The organism is Novosphingobium fuchskuhlense (genome assembly GCF_001519075.1).
In the GTDB taxonomy this organism is placed as follows: domain Bacteria; phylum Pseudomonadota; class Alphaproteobacteria; order Sphingomonadales; family Sphingomonadaceae; genus Novosphingobium; species Novosphingobium fuchskuhlense.
In genome coordinates, this window is sequence record NZ_KQ954244.1 from 17,601 (window position 1) to 33,836 (window position 16,236).

The window sequence follows — 16,236 nt, forward strand, 5'->3', positions numbered from 1 at the left end:
AAGCCCCTCATTCACGACATCTCTTGGAGACCCACCATGTTCGGATTCGGCAAGACCAAGGCGCACAGCGAGATCGACGCGCTGACCCTCAAGACGATGCTGGCAGATGGCTCGGCCCTGCTGATCGATGTGCGCGAACCCGAGGAGTTCGCCGCTGAACGCATCAAGGGTGCAATCAACGCGCCGCTGTCGGGTTTCAATCCGCAGAATCTGCCTGACGCTGCTGGCCGAACGATCGTGCTCCAGTGCGCTGGCGGCAAACGCTCGGGCCTCGGGCTCGATCAGTGCGCCAAGGCTAAGATCGCCGTGGACACGCATCTCGCCGGGGGAATCGGGGCCTGGAAGGCCGCTGGTCTGCCCGTCGAGCAGGGCTGAACCATGACGCCCAGGCAATCTGGCAGGGAGCATGAGGCTGTGACCAAGTGGACATGGATAATCGCCAGCGGGGCGATGGCACTGGCGAGTTGCAGCAGCACCTCGCCCAGCGAAACGAGCGCGCCGACCTTGCCAGCCGGTGAGCAGCTGCAAGTGGCGCTGGTCGAGACCGCCGACGTGAAGGCTGTCGGGGGCGAAATCACCACGCGCGACCAGGCGCAGGCGTTCGCCCGAATCCCGGGCACATTGGTGAGCTTCTCAGTTCGCGCGGGCGACATGGTATCCAAGGGCCAGCGGATCGGCTCGATCGTCGATTCGCGGCTTGGTTACGAAACCAGTGCAGCGGGAGCCCAGGTTGCCGCCGCTCAAGCCGAAGCCGCGCGGGCGCGCGGCGATCTGGCGCGGGTCCAGGATCTGTTCAATCACAACGTCTACGCCAAGGCGAAGCTAGACCAGTCGGTCGCCATGGCGCGCGCTGCCGATGCGCAGGTCGCGGCCGCGCGCGCCCAGCAGTCTGCGAGTGCAAGCGTGGCGGGGCAAGGCGCGGTGCTAGCACCGGCCTCAGGCAGGGTGCTTCGCGCCGATTTTCCCGCCGGTTCGGTCGTAGCACCGGGCATGTCGCTGGCAACGATCACCGTTGGTCCGCCGGTGCTGCGCCTTGATCTGCCCGAGTCGCTGGCCAGTGCCGTGCATGTTGGCGCGGTGGTCACCATCGCGCAGCAGGATTTACCCCTCGGGTCGCACCAGGGGCAGGTGACGCAGGTCTATCCTGCGATCGCCGGGGGCCGGGTACAGGTCGATGCGACCGTTCCCGGCCTCACCACCGAGTTGGTCGGACGTCGGGTCGGCGTCTCGATCGAAGTCGGGCGGCGCAAGGCCATCGTGATCCCGCGCCGCTTTGTGTCCACCCGCTACGGCATAGACTATGTCGACGTTTTGAACGCCGACCGGCACGTGAGCGCAGTTGCAGTCCAGACGGCACCAGCAAGTGATCCGGGCAGCGTCGAAGTTCTCGGCGGGGTCGCCGCCGGTGATACCCTGTTCACCGCGAGGCGCCCGAAATGAACCTCGGCCTTTCCGGGCGCCTGACGCGCGCGACCATCTCATCCCCGCTGACTCCGCTGTTCCTGCTGGCGGCCATCGCAGTCGGCCTGCTCGCACTGTTCACGATCCCGCGCGAGGAAGAGCCGCAGATCAGCGTGCCGATGGTCGATATCCAGGTCATGGCCCCCGGCCTCTCCGCGCCCGACGCGGTCCAGCTTGTCGGCATCCCGCTGGAAACGATCGTCAAGAGCGTCGACGGCGTCGAACATGTCTACACGCAGGCCGAAGACGACGGCGTGATGGTGACCGCGCGCTTCATCGTGGGCTCCAACCCCGAAGCCGCCGCCACCCGGATCGATGAGAAGCTGCGCGCCAACTGGGACCGCATCCCGGTCGGCATCCCGGAGCCCAAGGTGACGGTGCGCGGGATCAACGATGTTCCTGCCGTGGTCCTCACCTTGTCACCCAAGGCGGGTGCTGCAGGGCGTTATGATGACCAGGCGCTCTATACGCTCGCCACCAAGCTGCGCACTGAGATCGCCAAAGTCGACAATGTCGGCCTGACATTCCTCACGGGCGGACGCCCCGAGGAAATCCGCATTGCGCCCGATCCGGGCAAGCTCAGCCAATATGGTGTGCCGCTGGGCAGCGTGATCGATGCCGCCGCGCAGGCCAATCGCAGCTTCCCGGCCGGCAGCATCCGCGAGGGCGGACAGGCTGTTTCCGTGACGGCAGGTCAGACGCTCGGTTCGGCGCAGGATGTCGGCATGCTGACGGTGCGGTCAGCCAGCGGTGCGCCCGTCTATCTGCGCGATGTTGCTGCCGTATCGCAGGGCCCGCGCGAGGATCAAGCCCGCGCGTGGCGCTGGGCCCGCCGCGATGGCCGCTGGTCGAGCGCGCCGGCGGTCAGCATCGCAATTGCCAAGCGCGCAGGCGCGAACGCCGTGGTGGTTTCAGATGCGGTGCTGCAGCGGCTGGAAAGCCTCAAAGGCAGCCTCATTCCCGATGGCGTCGATGTCGCGGTCACGCGCAACTACGGCGCGACCGCGAACGAGAAAGCAAACGAGCTCCTCTATCACCTCGCGCTCGCGACGGTTTCGATCATCGTGCTGATCGGCTTCGCTATCGGTTGGCGCGAGGCGGCGGTGACGGCCGTGGTGATCCCCACCACGATCCTGCTGACCATGTTCGCCTCGAACCTGATGGGTTACACAATCAACCGGGTCAGCCTGTTTGCGCTGATCTTCTCGATCGGCATCCTGGTCGATGATGCGATCGTGATGATCGAGAATATCGCGCGGCACTGGGCCATGCCAGACGAGCGCACGCGCACTGAAGCCGCCATCGAAGCAGTTGCCGAAGTGGGCAATCCCACGGTCGTGGCCACCATGACTGTGGTCGCGGCGCTGCTGCCGATGCTGTTCGTCTCGGGCCTGATGGGCCCCTACATGGCGCCGATCCCGGTCAATGCCTCCGCCGCGATGGTCTTTTCGTTCTTCGTCGCAGTCGTGATCGCACCGTGGCTGATGATCCGCTTTGCGCGCAAGGTGGCAACGGGCGGCGACGCGCCCGGAAGCCATCATGGCCATGACAACAGCGGCGGCAAGCTAGGCGGGCTCTATGCCAAGGTCGCGCACCGGATCATCGACAACCGCACTTCGGCACGCAATTTCCTGATCGCTGTGGGTGTGGCGACGCTGCTTGCCTGCTCGATGTTCTATTTCGAGGCGGTCACGGTCAAACTGCTGCCGTTCGACAACAAGTCCGAAGTGCAGGTCGTGGTCGACATGCCTGAAGGTACGAGCCTTGAGGCCACTGGCCGCGTTCTGGAAGACGTGGCGCGCCTCACGCGCCAGCTCCCCGAAGCGACCGCGATGGAAGCCTATCTCGGCACCTCCGCACCGTTCAATTTCAATGGCCTTGTGCGCCACTATTTCCTGCGCAGCCGCCCGGAAATGGGTGATGTGATGGTGACCCTGCTGCCCAAGGAAGACCGCTCGCGCTCGAGCCACCAGATCGCGCTCGATCTGCGCACCAAGCTGAAGGCGCTGAAACTGCCGGAAGGCGCGTCGCTCAAGGTCGTCGAAACGCCGCCAGGGCCGCCGGTGCTCGCAACGTTGCTCGCCGAAATCTATGGCCCCGACGCGCAGACCCGCCGCGCCACCGCAACCGAGCTCGAAAAGATCTTCAAATCGGTTCCCTATATCGTGGATGTCGACAACAGCTTCGGGCAGGCGCGGCCTAAGCTGCGTCTGATCCCGCAGCGCGACCGGATCGACTACTACGGCCTCTCGGCGCGCGACATCAACGACTCGATCGGCGCGCTGCTGGGCAGCCGCACGGTCGGCTATGCCCCGCGCGGTAACGAGCGCACCCCGCTCCCGATCACCATCGCGCTCCCGCAATCGGCGCGCAGCTGGACGCAGACCTTGAACAGTACGCCCGTGGCCATCGGTCAGGGTGGGCAGCTGGTCGAGCTCGGTGCCGTGGTCGAAGCGCGGCAGGAGCAGAGCAGCCCGGCGATCTTCCGCCGTGACGGCCATTTCGCCGATATGGTGACGGCGGAGCTGGCGGGCGACTACGAAGCGCCGATCTATGGCATGCTCGCGGTCGATGCGGCCATCGACAAGTACGATTGGGCGGCCAAGGGCCTCACCAAGCCGGTCATCCGCCTGAGCGGACAGCCGACCGACGAACAAGCCACATCGCTGCTGTGGGATGGTGAATGGGAAATCACCTGGGTGACGTTCCGCGATATGGGCGCTGCCTTCATGGTCGCCTTGCTGGGGATCTATATCCTCGTGGTCGCGCAGTTCCGCAGTTTCACGCTGCCGCTGGTGATCCTGACCCCGGTGCCGCTCACGCTTGTGGGCATCGTGATCGGCCACATGCTGTTTGGCGCGCCGTTTACCGCGACCTCGATGATCGGCTTCATCGCGCTTGCCGGGATCATCGTGCGCAATTCGATCCTGCTGGTTGATTTTATCCGGCACACCGCCGCGCCGGAGCGGCCCTTGCGAGATGTGCTGATAGAGGCGGGCACGATCCGGTTCAAACCGATCGTGCTGACAGCGGCGGCGGCCATGATCGGCGCAGCGGTGATTCTCACCGACCCTATCTTCCAGGGCCTCGCGATCTCCCTCCTTTTCGGGCTGGCCTCCTCGACCTTGCTGACGGTTCTGGTTATTCCGGCCATCTATATCGTGCTGCGTGACGACGGGAGGCCGGCAAGCCAATGATGATGACGAGCGGCACGGCCGAGATGCTTTGCGAGCGCGCAAGCGAAGTCGCCGCGTTCCTTAAGGTTGTCGCAAACCCGCAGCGCCTGCTGCTGCTCTGCCGTTTGCGCGAGGGCGAAGCCTCTGTGAGCGAGCTGATCGGCCTCTGCGGCTTGTCGCAGTCCAGCGTGTCGCAGCATCTGGCGCGGATGCGCGATGGCGGACTGGTCGAGACGCGGCGCGAGAACACCACGATCTACTACCGGATTGCCGACCGCCATACGCTCGCGCTGATCGCGTTCCTCTGTGATCAATTCGGCGATACGTCCGCCGCACCTGCCAGGCAGGCCGTAGCGTGATGCGCCGCGCAACCAGCACTTTGCTCGGCGTATTGTTGGCTTCGTCCCCCCTCACGCTCCGCGCCGAACCCACCCCGCTGGCCATCCGTGTGCTGAGCCTTGGTGGCAAGTTCATCGGATCGGGCATGGGCGGCGCCCGGATCGTCGTGCGCGATGCCGCAACACAGCGGATCCTGGCGCAGGGCGTCACCACCGGCGGCACCGGCGACACCAAGCGGATCATGGCTGGCGGACCGCGCAACGCGCAGGTCGCCGATGCCAGCGCTGCGGCATTTCATGCCGTGCTCGATCTCACCGAACCGACCCTCGTCGAAGTGGAGGCTTACGGGCCGCAAGCGCAGCTGCAATCGGCGGTTGCCGCGCGGTCACAGCGCTGGGTATTGCCGGGACACGGCGTTGCCGCAGGCGATGGCTGGGTGCTCGAACTGGCTGGCCTTGTGGTCGATGTCATCGATCCGCCAGCGCATCTGCGAACGGCAGCCGGCGACCACCAGATCACACTCCGCGCCAATGTCGCGCTGCTATGCGGCTGCCCGATCGAGCCGGGCGGCTTGTGGGATGCAGCGCGCTTCGATGTCACCGCCCGGATCACGCGTGATGGCGGTGAACCCATGACTCAGCAGCTATCCTACGGCGGGAAGACCGGCGTGTTTGCCGCCAGCATCGATGCCGCCAAGCCCGGGACTTATGCCGTCACCTTAACCGCGGTGGACCGGGCAACCGACGCCGTCGGCATCGATCGCACCAGTTTCATCATCCCCTGACGTTCCGACCAATTCGCTCTCCGCAGGGGTTATTCTAGACCAGCGGGTTCTCGTCCGTGTCCGAATGGAACTCGTGCCATAGCCCGTTGAGAATACTGAAGCCGACGGCAACGCCAAGGCCGAGAACCCAGGTAAAGTACCACATCGCTTTGAATCCTCGTTCAGTAGAAATCGGGGTTGGTGCGGACATCCTGCAGCGTCACGCGGCCGAACATGACCTTGTAGGCCCAGGCCGTGTAGAGCAGCACGATCGGCAGGAAGAGCAGCGTCACCAGCAGCATGTTGAACAGCGTCATATGGCTAGAGGACGCATTCCACACCGTGAGGCTGGACGCGGGATCGATCGAGCTGGGCAGGATGAAGGGAAACATGGAGAGACCGACCGTGGCGATGATCCCGGTCGCCGCGGCCGACGATCCGCCGAAGGCCAGCGCCTCACGCCGCGCACGAATGCCCACGAGCGCGATGATTGGCCCGACAAAGCCGAGCAGCGGAGCCAGCAGCATCAAAGGATGCGCGCTGAAGTTGTCGAGCCACGCGCCCGGTGCTGCGATCATCGCCGCCATATGCGGATTGGACGGGCCCGCAGGATCGACGGCGCCTTGCATGCGGAAGCCGTACCCCATCGTGGCCATCATCACACCACCTGCGGCAAACAGAACAATCGACAGCACCGCCGCAATCTGGCCGAAGCGCTTGGCCCGGTCATGGACCGCGCCGTGCTCGATCTTGAGCGCAAGCCATGCGGAGCCGTGGAGCACCAGCATGGTGACAGACAGCAGCCCAGCGAGCAGCGAGAACGGATGGAACAGGCCGAGCAGCGTGCCTTCGTAGAACGAGCGCAGATCGCTATCGAGGCGGAAGGGAATGCCTGCCAGCACATTGCCGACCGCGACGCCGAACACCAGCGCGGGCACGAACCCGCCCACGAACAGCGCCCAGTCCCAGCGGCTCCGCCATGCCGGATCGGGCCGCTTGGAGCGATATTTGAAGCCGACCGGCCGCAGGATCAACGCCGCCAGCACAAGGAACATGGCCAGATAGAAGCCCGAGAAGCTGACCGCATAGACAAACGGCCAGGCCGCAAAGATCGCGCCGCCGCCAAGGATGAACCAAACCTGGTTGCCCTCCCAGGTCGCGCCGACCGCGTTGATCACCATGCGCCGCTCTTCATCGGTCTTGCCAACGAACGGCAGCAGCGCTGCCACGCCAAGATCGAACCCGTCGGTGAGCGCAAAGCCGATGAGCAGCACGCCCATCAGGAGCCACCAGATGACGCGCAAGGTTTCGTAGTCGATCGGGGGAACCATGGCGGTATTCCTTATTCAGCAGGCAGCGCGGCGTAGCCCTGAAAGCGGGCCTCGCCTTGCGCCGGATAAGCAGGTTGGTGCGGCACGTGATCTTCGATCGGACCGTGCGCAATGGCGGCCAGCATCAGCCGAACCTCGATCACGGCCAGCGTGCCGTAAAGCGCGGTGAAACCGATGATCGTGGTCCAGATCTGCGGGATCGTAAGGCTTGAAGCGCCGAGGAATGTCGGCAGCACGCCGTCGATCGCCCAAGGCTGACGTCCGATTTCGGCGAGTATCCAGCCACCTTCGATGGCGAGCCAAGGCAAGGGAATGATCCAGACGGCCGCGCGCATGAACAGGCGGCAGAAGCCGTTGGCGCAGCCGAAGCGGCGGATCGAGGCCATGTAGAACGCGGCACCAAAGAAGGCGATGAAGAAGAAGCCGAGCCCGGCCATGCCGCGGAACAGCCAGAACATCACCGGCACGTTGGGCACCGTGGTCCAGGCCGCCTTCTGGATATCGGCGGGCGTAGCGGCGCGCGGATCAGCCATGAAGCGCTTGAGCAGCATGGCATAGCCGAGATCGAGCTTGTGTTCCTCGAACTGGGCGCGCGCGGCCAGATCGGTGCGATTGACCTTGAGCTTCTCGACCGCATCATAGGCTTTGATCCCGCTTTCGATGCGGGTTTCAGCCTTGACCACCAGTTCATCGATCCCGGCGACCTGCCCGGTCAGGCTACGGGTGGAAATCAGGCCCAGAACATAGGGCACCTTGATCTCGTAGCGCGTCTCGCGGCCTTCCATGCTGGGAATGCCGAACAGTGTGATCCCAGCAGGGGCCGGCTCGGTGTGCCACATTGCCTCCAGCGAGGCGAGTTTCATCTTCTGGTTATCTGTAAGCGTATAGCCCGACTCATCGCCCAATACGACCACCGACAAGGACGACGCGAGACCGAACGCGGCTGCAACGGTGAACGAACGCTTTGCGACCGCGACCCATTTCCCGCGCAAGATGTACCACGAGGAGACACCGAGCACGAACACCGAAGCGCAGACATACCCGGCACTCACCGTATGGACGAACTTGGCCTGCGCCACCGGATTGAAGATAACGGCGGCAAAATCGGTGACTTCCATGCGCATGGTATCGGGATTGAAGCGCGAGCCGGTCGGGTGCTGCATCCAGCCATTGGCGATGAGAATCCACAAAGCGGACAAGTTGGAACCGAGCGCGACCATGAAAGTCGTGAACAAATGCTGGCGCTTGCTGAGTTTGTCCCACCCAAAGAACATCATGCCGACAAACGTCGCCTCGAGGAAGAAGGCCATGAGGCCCTCGATCGCCAGTGGCGCGCCGAAGATATCGCCTACATAATGCGAAAAATACGCCCAGTTTGTCCCGAACTCGAATTCCATGGTGATGCCGGTGGCGACACCCAGCACGAAATTGATCGCGAAGAGCTTTGCCCAGAAGCGCGTGACCACCCGCCAGATCGGCCGGTCGGTCATCACGTAGATGCTCTCCATGATGACCAGCATGAAGGAGAGCCCGAGCGTCAGCGGCACGAACAGGAAATGGTACAGCGCGGTGAGGGCAAATTGCAGTCGCGAAAGCTCGATGACGGCCATATCCACCATGGGTGGTCACTCCTGTTTATCGGTCTGGCCGCACGACTCATGGTGCGGCGTCCGGAATTGATTAGCCATTAGCCGTAAGTGTGTATATGATCAAGTCCAGATCGCTACGGATACCATTTTGCCCACTCGTGCATTCCTGTTCTGGCTACTCGACGGCCTGCTTGCAATTGCGCTTGCGGCGGCGCTGGCGGTTGCAGTCTCGTTGCTGGCCGAGCGCGTCGCCGGCGCCGAACTGCTGCTCGCCTTGACACTTCTGTGCACCGCCGGCCTCGCCCGCGCCGGAGCACAAGTGCTTGCTGCAGGTGCCGGACAGCACGAGGCGGCACGCGCGAAGCAAGCCTGGCGGGTGCGCGCCTTCGGCGCCGTGCTGCGCGCGCCCGCAGGCCTTCGCGTCATGCTCGGTGAACAGACTGCGGACGCGACCGACCGCATCGAAGACCTCGACGGATATCATGCCCGGTTCCAGCCGCTGCGGCTGGCGGCGGTGGCAACCCCGCTGATGGTGGCGGCGGCTGCCGCGACGGCAAGCTGGGTCGCCGCCGCGATCATGCTGGCCACGCTGGTGCCGTTTGCATTCGGCATGGCCTTCGCCGGCACCGCCGCCGCCCGTGCTGCGGCACGGCAACTCGATGCGCTGAGCAAGCTCTCGGGCCTGTTCATCGACCGCGTGCGCGCTTTGCCGATCATCCTCGGCTTCGGGGCGCAGGACCGCGTGGTCCGGCAATTGGGGGCCGCCACACAGGATGTCGCCCAGCGCACACTGGTGGTGCTGCGCGTCGCGTTCCTGTCGAGCGCGGTGATGGAATTCTTCGCCGCCATCTCGGTGGCGCTGGTCGCGGTCTATTGCGGCTTCAGTCTGTTGGGGCTCCTGCCGTTCCGCGCGCCCGAAACCCTGACACTTGGGCGCGCGCTGTTCGTCCTCGTGCTCGCGCCCGAGTTCTACTTGCCGATGCGGCGTATGGCCGCCGCATACCACGACAAGCAGATCGGCGAGGCTGCGCTGGAGCGGCTCACACGGCTCGCGCCGACAGATGGCGCAACGGCAGCGAGTTCAGCCGATCTGACTGCGCCCCCGGGCATGGATATACGCGATCTTGTCATTGCTTACGAAGACAAGCTGATCGGGCCGTTCGCCTTCATTGCGCCCGCAGGTGAGCTGACCGTGATTTCCGGGCCATCAGGGGCGGGCAAGTCCAGCTTGCTCAACGCCCTGCTCGGCCTTGCGCCGATATCTTCAGGCGAGATCCTCCTCGATGGCGCACCGCTGGTGGCCACACAGCTTCAAGGTGCGGTCAGCTGGACGGGTCAGATGACCCTGTTTCTGCCCGGCACACTTGCGGACAATATCCGCCTGGCGCGTCCGGACGCTTCCGACGAGGACATCGCCGCTGCCGCCGCCAGCGCAGGCTTGACCGCCCTGATCGCAGGCCGCCCTGCAGGCCTCCAAACGCCCATCGATCCCCGCGGATCGGGGCTCTCGGGCGGCGAGCGCAGGCGCATCGGCATTGCCCGTGCCCTGCTGCGCGATGCGCCTTTGTGGCTGCTCGATGAACCCACCGCCGATCTCGATGCCGCATCGGCGGACGCGCTTATCGCGCTGATCCGCTCTGCATCGCAGGGCCGCACCGTACTGCTTGTCACGCACGATCCGGCGGTAGCAGCACTTGCCGACCATCACGTGGTGATCGCATGACGCGCCCCCAGCTCGACACCATGCTGGAGCAAGCAACCCGGCCCTATCGATCCGCTACATGGCTTGCGATCGCCTGCGCTGCGGGTGCAGTGATTACCGGGATCGCATTGCTGGGCCTTGCCGGATGGTTCATCACGGGCGCGGCGCTGGCGGGTGCCGCCGGGATAGTGGCCGTGCAGGCGTTTAACTATCTGCTGCCCAGCGCCGCAATCCGACTGCTGGCGATCACCCGCACGGTCACGCGCTACGGCGAGCGATTCTATGGCCACAAGGCCGCGCTCTCGGCACTTGCCGATTTTCGCGTGGCGCTGTTCGAAAGGCTGGTCTCGGCGCCCGGGACGGCCGCGCCGCGCGGCGCGGGCGATCTCGCCGCACTGCTCATTCAGGATGTTGATGCGCTTGAGGACCGGTTCGTGCGCCAGCCTGGCCAGATCGCGGCGCTTGTCGGCGCAGCCACGGCGCTGGCATTCGCGATTCCGGCAGGCTGGGCGGCCACCGCTGCCTTGGCCGCGATTATCCTTGCCGTGGTGATCGCAGCGCGGCTTCTGGCTAGACGCTGGCTCCCTGAAAAGGCGCAAGCCATTCAGCAGGATATCGCCGCGCTCAAACTGGTTTTCGTCGAATATGCCGCCGCTTCGCCCGAGATCGCGGCCTATGCGCTGGCCGCGCCAGTCGAGGCGCAATTACAGCATCAGGCGGCGCAGCTCGACACCCGGCGCACCGCGTTTGCTCAAGCTGAAGCCATGCTGGCGGCTCTCGTTACGGCCGCGGGCGGGCTGGCGATGGCGGCGATACTCGGCCTGTCGGAGGCCTCACTGCCGCTGACCCTGCTGGCCGCGCTGGCGGCCGCCGGCGCGGTAGAAGGTCTGTCGGCGGCCGTGCGCTCAAGCGGGCGTGACGCGGTGATCGCTGCCGGGCTTGCCCGCCTTGCCGTGCTGATCGGCACTGCCCCGGTGCCAAGCGCTCCGGCTGCACATTTGGCCGGTGATCAGATCACGATCACGCAGAGCGGCCAAACGCTGGTCCTGAAGCGTGGGGACCGACTTGTTGTGACCGGCCCCTCGGGCTGCGGCAAGACGAGCCTGCTCGAAACACTCGCAGGCGCGCGCGATGCAGCCAGCAACGTGATGATCGACGGCGACTTCATCGGAGCAATCCCTGCGGATCAGCGCCGCGCGCTCTTCGCGGTCTCGCCCCAGAGCGCGCAGATGATCGCAGGCACGATTGCCGACAATCTGGGCCTCGCGCGGCCTGGGCTTACCGCAGACGATATGTGGTGCGCGCTTGAAACTGCGTGCTTCGCCGACGCAGTCCGCGCCATGCCCGAGGGTCTGGGCACATGGGTCGGCGATGGCGGGACTCGCCTTTCAGGCGGCGAGCGCAAGCGGCTTTCGCTAGCCCGCGCGCTGCTGGCAGGTCGCCCCTGGCTCCTGCTGGACGAGCCCAGCGAGGGCCTCGATCCGCACACCGAGTGCAAGGTGCAGGTGAACCTTGATGGCTGGCTGGCGGAGACCGGGACGGGCCTCATTCTGGTGACGCACCGCGATGCGATGTTGCCGCTCGGCAAGCAGCACCTTGCAATGGGCAGCTAGAGCATCTTCGCAAACATCGCGGCAGACCCGCGCGCTGGAGGCTCCATGCGTTCGAGCTTTGCAAGTCTGCCAGCCCCATCGGATGGTGCGAGCGCGGCAAGGAAGCGCGCCGCTGGTGCAAACGCTTGTGGCGAAACACTGTAGTAGACTTGCTTTGCTGCGCGGCGAGTCTGCACTAACTCGGCCTTCCGCAAGATCGCCAGCTGCTGCGAGAGGCCTGGCTGACCGATGCCGGTCAAACCCTCGATCTCGCTGACAGATTTCTCGCCGTGTTCAAGCAGCGTGGCGATCAGCCGCAGCCGCGTGTCATGGCCAAGCGTGCGCATGACCTCGGCGAGCGCCTCGATATCAGGATCCATTTGCGGATCTTGCATCGCTTACCCTTTCGCCGGTTGCGGCCTGAGGCGGCAGAACCACGTCGGATCGTCTGCCTCTGCAAGCAACGCAGCCTGATCCTGATCGGGCGGGATAAGGACCGCATCGCCGGGCTTCCAGCCCTCAGGTGTCACGACATCTTCGCCATCGACGGCCTGCAAGGCTGCAAGCACCCGCAGCATCTCGTCAACCGAACGGCCGACCGTGGCGGGATAGCAGGTCATGGCACGAACAAATCCGGCTGGGTCGATGAAATAGGTTGAACGCATGGCCGCTGCATCCGCTGCGTGTTCGGCGACCATGCCGTAGGCGCGCCCAATGATCAGCGATGTATCCTCAACGATCGGGAAATTGATCGTCACCCCGAAACCGTCGCGGATCGCGCGAACCCAGGCCAAGTGCGAGTAAAGGCTGTCGACCGAGACGGCGAGGAGCGCACATTGGAGCGCCTCAAACCGGCTGCTTGCCTTTGCCAGTGCGATAAACTCGCTGGTGCACACCGGCGTGAAATCTGCCGGATGCGAAAACAGAACCAGCCAGCGCCCGCGAAAGTCCGCGAGTGACATTGGCCCCATGGTCGTCCGTGCCTGGAAATTGGGAGCCGGATCGCCGATGTGGAGCGACCTTGGATCGTTAGCCATCTGGGCCAGGTTGTCAGCCATTTCGCGAGATTCCGTGTCGTCCATCTTGGCAAAATTCCATACACGATTACATTACAAATGTAAGCCAGAAATTGTTGGGAAGGCTGATGCCGATGCTGGCAGGTGTTCCCTCGAGATGCTCCGGCGATCACGCTAAGACCCGCGCCAATCAATAGCGGAACGCGAAAAGAGGCGTAAATTCAAGGACACAGTCATGAATGCAGCCATGATCGATCCCGCCATCATTCTCTGCCCATCGTGCGCAACGGCAAACCGAGTGCCGTCAACCCGGCTCGAGCAGCACCCGGAATGTGGTCGCTGCGGCAAGATGCTTTTCCAAGGCGCGCCTATTGCCGTAAGTGGTGTGACGTTCAATCGCCACGTCAAGACCGGTACGCTACCCGTGCTGGCCGATTTCTGGGCAAGCTGGTGCGGCCCCTGCAAGGCAATGGCCCCTGCCTTTGCTGCTTCGGCCGGGACACTCGAGCCGAAGGTGCGGTTGCTCAAGATCGACACGGAAGCCGAGCAGGCAGCTGCGGCGCAATTCGCCATCAGGTCGATCCCCACCCTGATCCTGTTTGTCGGGGGCCGGGAGATAGCACGCAGTGCCGGGGCCTTGGATCAACGCGCGATTGTCGCATGGACCCAGCAGCACCTGACAGGAAAATGATGCTTGGCTTCATCTGCTTTCTGACAATTGATGCTGATTCATTGCGTACGTTGGAGGCAGCATAATGAGTGGGGACCTGAGCCTCACCCGCCGACCGGGCTTTCTCCATACTTGCGCAGGACGTCATCGAACGCTTCGGACATGAGGGCTTGGAGGCTTCGGCCTTGCTTGCGGGCGCAGAAATGCAAGGCCAGCGACATCTCGGGTGAGAAGTAGGCGGCGATGGCCTTGCGCCCGATGCGACTGGGCGCGGGTGGCACAATCACTGGCGCAGCTGTGCCAGGCTCCTGACGTCCGTTCGCAATCACTTCAGGGCGATGATCCCGAATTTCGGTTTTCGGCTTGTCGGCCAGATTGGCAAATCGGCTCACGGCTTCACACTCCCTCATTCGCACACGAGGACCTGTCCACATGTGCGATGATCCACATGTAGAGTTCTCTGATTTCTGCAGCCGCTTTTCCAACTTGCTCGTTTTCGATGACCGAAGCGCCGGCTGCGCTGGCATGCCGATAGATGGCGCGGTCAGGAAGGATGCACGGGCACGGTTCCACGCCGAACCCTCGCACCAGTTGGTAGGCCTCCTCGTACATCCTCGGTGCTTGCGGCGGCCCAGCAGTGAAGACGACGAAGGCCGGCTTGTCGAACAGCCTCACCAGACTGATGGTAGTCTTGATAGCCGCCAGATCGAAGGCACTGGGGCGGCACGGAATCAGGACAATGTCGGCTGCCTCGACCGCCCTGCTGGCCGCGCTGTCGGCATGGGGCGGCGTATCGATAATGATGAATGTGGCACCTTGATCTTTGGCCGCCCTGATTTTGGCCTGGATGCGCGGTGGGGCGCTGTCGATGACCTCCGGTGCACGGTCGCTTCGCCACGCGCCCCATTGGCTGGCCGTGGCCTGCGGGTCGGTGTCGATGATGAGGGCGACGGCACCGGAGTCTTCAGCGGCGGCGGCGAGGTTAACGGACAAGGTGGTTTTGCCCGAACCACCCTTCTGGCTGACAATGGCGATAATGGTCATGGCAGTCTCTTCACGAGTTCACATATGGAGATGTGGGAATGTGATTGTTTGGACGGTGGAAGTTGGCTGGTTCGTTCGCATCGATGGCCATGGCCGTCTTTCTCACTGACCTGACGTTCCAGGCTCGCCATCAACCGCATGGTCAGGTGCGCCATGGGGCCTGCTTGGGCTTCTGACATTTGCAGCCGGCTCGTCGCTTCTGGCGGCGGCAAGTGCCGGACCTCACGTTCGGTGGCCCGGAACAGGCCCAGAAGGTTGACGCCGTAATTGCCCGCCCGCCGCATCATGCCGGCCAGACACCGCCCAGGTGACAGCACGCGGTAACGATGGCCCGCGGGAAGTTCGGCATTCCGATCGATCAGCAAAACGCTAAGTGCCGCGCGTTCACGACCGAATTGCTGGCAGGCCCGGCCCCAAGTGCTCTGGGAAATGCCGAGCCGCCCGCAACTGCGCCAAGATGCCTCGACGAGGTTCGGCCATGATGGTCCACCTAGCGCCTCGACCAGCCCGCTATAGCCTTCGGTGGCCACGGCGATTGCGGTCGCTGGCCGGATCCGATCGAGCGGATCGAGCGTCGGTGCTGTACGCCTTCCTGATGATTTTTTGTCCTGTATGTTGGGTGCGCAGTTTTCTTCCGGCGCGTCGGAAGTTTTCAGCGCACGCACGTTAGCTTCGGGCTCAAGATCGGGCGCGGATTCGATAACTGCGAGCATGGCGGATAAAGCCTCTCGGATGGCGAACAGACGATCGATGTTGGTGATCCGCGCCGTGCGGCCGTCGGGTAGGATCGTCTCGGCCCTCTCGCGCAGAGCCTCGTCGCCCGCTTCGCGGATCCGTTGCCCCAGCTGGCGGATTTCGGCGCGACATTGCTGGATGGCGCGGGCCTGCAGTTCAATCGCTGCGGCTTTGGCCTGCAATTCGGCAAAACGATTGACCAGCGGCGCGAGGTTGATCCCTGCGGCCCAGACAATCGCACCGTCTTGCCGGTCTCCTGCCCGCTCGCCATTGATGCCGGCATTGCGGACGATGAACCCGGCCCGCTCCAGTTCGCGCTCGGCCGAATTGATCGAGCGTGGCGTCAGGCCTAATGCTTCCGCAAAGCGGCAGGCCTGCGACCAGACCGCGCAGATGCGCCCAGCCAGATAATCGCCATCCATTGTTTTGAGGACATAGTGGCGAACCAGCGCAACGGCCGTCGAGGACAAGCCGAAGCCCGGCCGTGCGACCTGCTCGAACAGGCGTAGCAGTTCGAAGCGGCCGACACCGACCGGAAGCCCGTCATGGCGCAATGTAGTGCTCATGGGAGCTCTCCCTTGCATTCCAGGCTTGCCCGCGAATCCCGGGAAAGGTATTCTGAAAATGTAGCTGCCCAGCTATATTGTGGACCGTTGCGGAGGGTTGCAGCCCTCCCAACGGTCTTACAGTTTCCGCAGATTTTCTTGTTGCGCGTTTCGCGCTACCTGCGCGATCTGCGAGTAACTGACGGTTCTGGATGTCGTTTTTGCCCCCTTGCGAGGTGTGACGACTTTCGTGCCGACACGGCTTGTGGTCCG

General features: G+C 64.0%; 16 protein-coding genes. 8 read left to right on the forward strand and 8 right to left on the reverse strand.

The features are described 5' to 3' along the window. Positions 1-36: 36 nt before the first annotated feature. From AQZ52_RS00080 to AQZ52_RS00100, 5 genes are read left to right on the forward strand one after another with little or no spacing between them, the layout of a single operon-like run. Positions 37-375, forward strand: coding sequence for a rhodanese-like domain-containing protein (locus tag AQZ52_RS00080; protein ID WP_067905943.1), 339 nt, complete (start codon positions 37-39; stop codon positions 373-375). A 39-nt stretch (positions 376-414) separates the two neighbouring features. Continuing rightward, positions 415-1,440 carry an efflux RND transporter periplasmic adaptor subunit gene (locus AQZ52_RS00085; protein ID WP_082697463.1) on the forward strand — a complete coding sequence of 342 codons (1,026 nt, stop codon included), beginning with the start codon at positions 415-417 and terminating at the stop codon, positions 1,438-1,440. Continuing rightward, entirely contained in the window at positions 1,437-4,658 is a 3,222-nt protein-coding gene (locus tag AQZ52_RS00090) for an efflux RND transporter permease subunit (protein WP_067905945.1), read from the forward strand. The genes AQZ52_RS00085 and AQZ52_RS00090 overlap by 4 nt, the downstream gene beginning before the upstream one ends. Continuing rightward, positions 4,655-4,996 (forward strand): ArsR/SmtB family transcription factor, encoded by a 342-nt coding sequence (locus AQZ52_RS00095; RefSeq protein ID WP_067905946.1) that lies wholly within the window; start codon positions 4,655-4,657, stop codon positions 4,994-4,996. Before AQZ52_RS00090 ends, AQZ52_RS00095 begins: the two co-directional genes overlap by 4 nt. Next, a complete protein-coding gene (locus AQZ52_RS00100; protein WP_067905947.1) occupies positions 4,996-5,760 on the forward strand; it encodes a hypothetical protein in 765 nt (254 codons plus the stop codon). The genes AQZ52_RS00095 and AQZ52_RS00100 overlap by 1 nt, the downstream gene beginning before the upstream one ends. 34 nt (positions 5,761-5,794) lie before the next feature. Here the strand turns inward: AQZ52_RS00100 and cydX are convergent, their stop codons facing one another. The 3 genes from cydX to AQZ52_RS00110 are packed head-to-tail and all read right to left on the reverse strand — an operon-like array spanning position 5,795 to position 8,686. Further along, a complete protein-coding gene (gene cydX / locus AQZ52_RS17975) occupies positions 5,795-5,905 on the reverse strand; it encodes a cytochrome bd-I oxidase subunit CydX (protein WP_082697464.1) in 111 nt (36 codons plus the stop codon). A 16-nt stretch (positions 5,906-5,921) separates the two neighbouring features. Continuing rightward, positions 5,922-7,070, reverse strand: coding sequence for a cytochrome d ubiquinol oxidase subunit II (cydB, locus tag AQZ52_RS00105; RefSeq protein ID WP_067905948.1), 1,149 nt, complete (start codon positions 7,068-7,070; stop codon positions 5,922-5,924). Between the two features lie 11 nt (positions 7,071-7,081). Continuing rightward, complete coding sequence (locus tag AQZ52_RS00110; protein ID WP_082697653.1) at positions 7,082-8,686, reverse strand: cytochrome ubiquinol oxidase subunit I; 1,605 nt, start codon at positions 8,684-8,686, stop codon at positions 7,082-7,084. A gap of 121 nt (positions 8,687-8,807) precedes the next feature. Between AQZ52_RS00110 and cydD the strand changes: the two genes are divergently transcribed. Together cydD and AQZ52_RS00120 are read left to right on the forward strand one after the other, a co-directional pair. Further along, a complete protein-coding gene (cydD, locus tag AQZ52_RS00115; protein ID WP_240481388.1) occupies positions 8,808-10,382 on the forward strand; it encodes a thiol reductant ABC exporter subunit CydD in 1,575 nt (524 codons plus the stop codon). Further along, positions 10,379-11,974 carry an amino acid ABC transporter ATP-binding/permease protein gene (locus AQZ52_RS00120; RefSeq protein WP_067905950.1) on the forward strand — a complete coding sequence of 532 codons (1,596 nt, stop codon included), beginning with the start codon at positions 10,379-10,381 and terminating at the stop codon, positions 11,972-11,974. The genes cydD and AQZ52_RS00120 overlap by 4 nt, the downstream gene beginning before the upstream one ends. Here AQZ52_RS00120 and AQZ52_RS00125 read toward each other — a convergent pair. After that, on the reverse strand, positions 11,971-12,333 hold the full coding sequence (locus tag AQZ52_RS00125; RefSeq protein ID WP_067905951.1) for an ArsR/SmtB family transcription factor: 363 nt from the start codon (positions 12,331-12,333) through the stop codon (positions 11,971-11,973). The two genes, AQZ52_RS00120 and AQZ52_RS00125, sit on opposite strands and share 4 nt — an antisense overlap. Before the next feature lie 18 nt (positions 12,334-12,351). After that, the gene (locus AQZ52_RS00130; RefSeq protein ID WP_082697654.1) at positions 12,352-13,011 is read right to left on the reverse strand and encodes a peroxiredoxin; all 660 of its coding nucleotides are present in this window, start codon (positions 13,009-13,011) and stop codon (positions 12,352-12,354) included. Between the two features lie 193 nt (positions 13,012-13,204). Between AQZ52_RS00130 and trxC the strand changes: the two genes are divergently transcribed. Then, complete coding sequence (gene trxC / locus AQZ52_RS00135; protein WP_420806434.1) at positions 13,205-13,660, forward strand: thioredoxin TrxC; 456 nt, start codon at positions 13,205-13,207, stop codon at positions 13,658-13,660. 83 nt (positions 13,661-13,743) lie between these two features. Here the strand turns inward: trxC and AQZ52_RS00140 are convergent, their stop codons facing one another. From AQZ52_RS00140 to AQZ52_RS00150, 3 genes are read right to left on the reverse strand one after another with little or no spacing between them, the layout of a single operon-like run. Then, a complete protein-coding gene (locus tag AQZ52_RS00140; RefSeq protein WP_067905952.1) occupies positions 13,744-14,031 on the reverse strand; it encodes a ribbon-helix-helix domain-containing protein in 288 nt (95 codons plus the stop codon). A gap of 4 nt (positions 14,032-14,035) precedes the next feature. Beyond that, positions 14,036-14,683, reverse strand: coding sequence for a ParA family partition ATPase (parA, locus tag AQZ52_RS00145; RefSeq protein ID WP_067905953.1), 648 nt, complete (start codon positions 14,681-14,683; stop codon positions 14,036-14,038). Beyond that, entirely contained in the window at positions 14,680-15,984 is a 1,305-nt protein-coding gene (locus AQZ52_RS00150) for a helix-turn-helix domain-containing protein (protein WP_082697467.1), read from the reverse strand. Before AQZ52_RS00150 ends, parA begins: the two co-directional genes overlap by 4 nt. Positions 15,985-16,236: the final 252 nt, after the last annotated feature.

Excerpts from the sequence above, each read along its gene's own strand:
- AQZ52_RS00080 (WP_067905943.1), top strand. The coding sequence starts at position 37 with ATGTTCGGATTCGGCAAGACCAAGGCGCACAGCGAGATCGACGCGCTG.
- AQZ52_RS00090 (WP_067905945.1), top strand. The coding sequence starts at position 1,437 with ATGAACCTCGGCCTTTCCGGGCGCCTGACGCGCGCGACCATCTCATCC.
- AQZ52_RS00095 (WP_067905946.1), top strand. The coding sequence starts at position 4,655 with ATGATGATGACGAGCGGCACGGCCGAGATGCTTTGCGAGCGCGCAAGC.
- AQZ52_RS00100 (WP_067905947.1), top strand. The coding sequence starts at position 4,996 with ATGCGCCGCGCAACCAGCACTTTGCTCGGCGTATTGTTGGCTTCGTCC.
- cydX (WP_082697464.1), bottom strand. The coding sequence starts at position 5,905 with ATGTGGTACTTTACCTGGGTTCTCGGCCTTGGCGTTGCCGTCGGCTTC.
- cydB (WP_067905948.1), bottom strand. The coding sequence starts at position 7,070 with ATGGTTCCCCCGATCGACTACGAAACCTTGCGCGTCATCTGGTGGCTC.
- AQZ52_RS00120 (WP_067905950.1), top strand. The coding sequence starts at position 10,379 with ATGACGCGCCCCCAGCTCGACACCATGCTGGAGCAAGCAACCCGGCCC.
- AQZ52_RS00125 (WP_067905951.1), bottom strand. The coding sequence starts at position 12,333 with ATGGATCCTGATATCGAGGCGCTCGCCGAGGTCATGCGCACGCTTGGC.
- AQZ52_RS00130 (WP_082697654.1), bottom strand. The coding sequence starts at position 13,011 with ATGGCTGACAACCTGGCCCAGATGGCTAACGATCCAAGGTCGCTCCAC.
- trxC (WP_420806434.1), top strand. The coding sequence starts at position 13,205 with ATGAATGCAGCCATGATCGATCCCGCCATCATTCTCTGCCCATCGTGC.
- parA (WP_067905953.1), bottom strand. The coding sequence starts at position 14,683 with ATGACCATTATCGCCATTGTCAGCCAGAAGGGTGGTTCGGGCAAAACC.
- AQZ52_RS00150 (WP_082697467.1), bottom strand. The coding sequence starts at position 15,984 with ATGAGCACTACATTGCGCCATGACGGGCTTCCGGTCGGTGTCGGCCGC.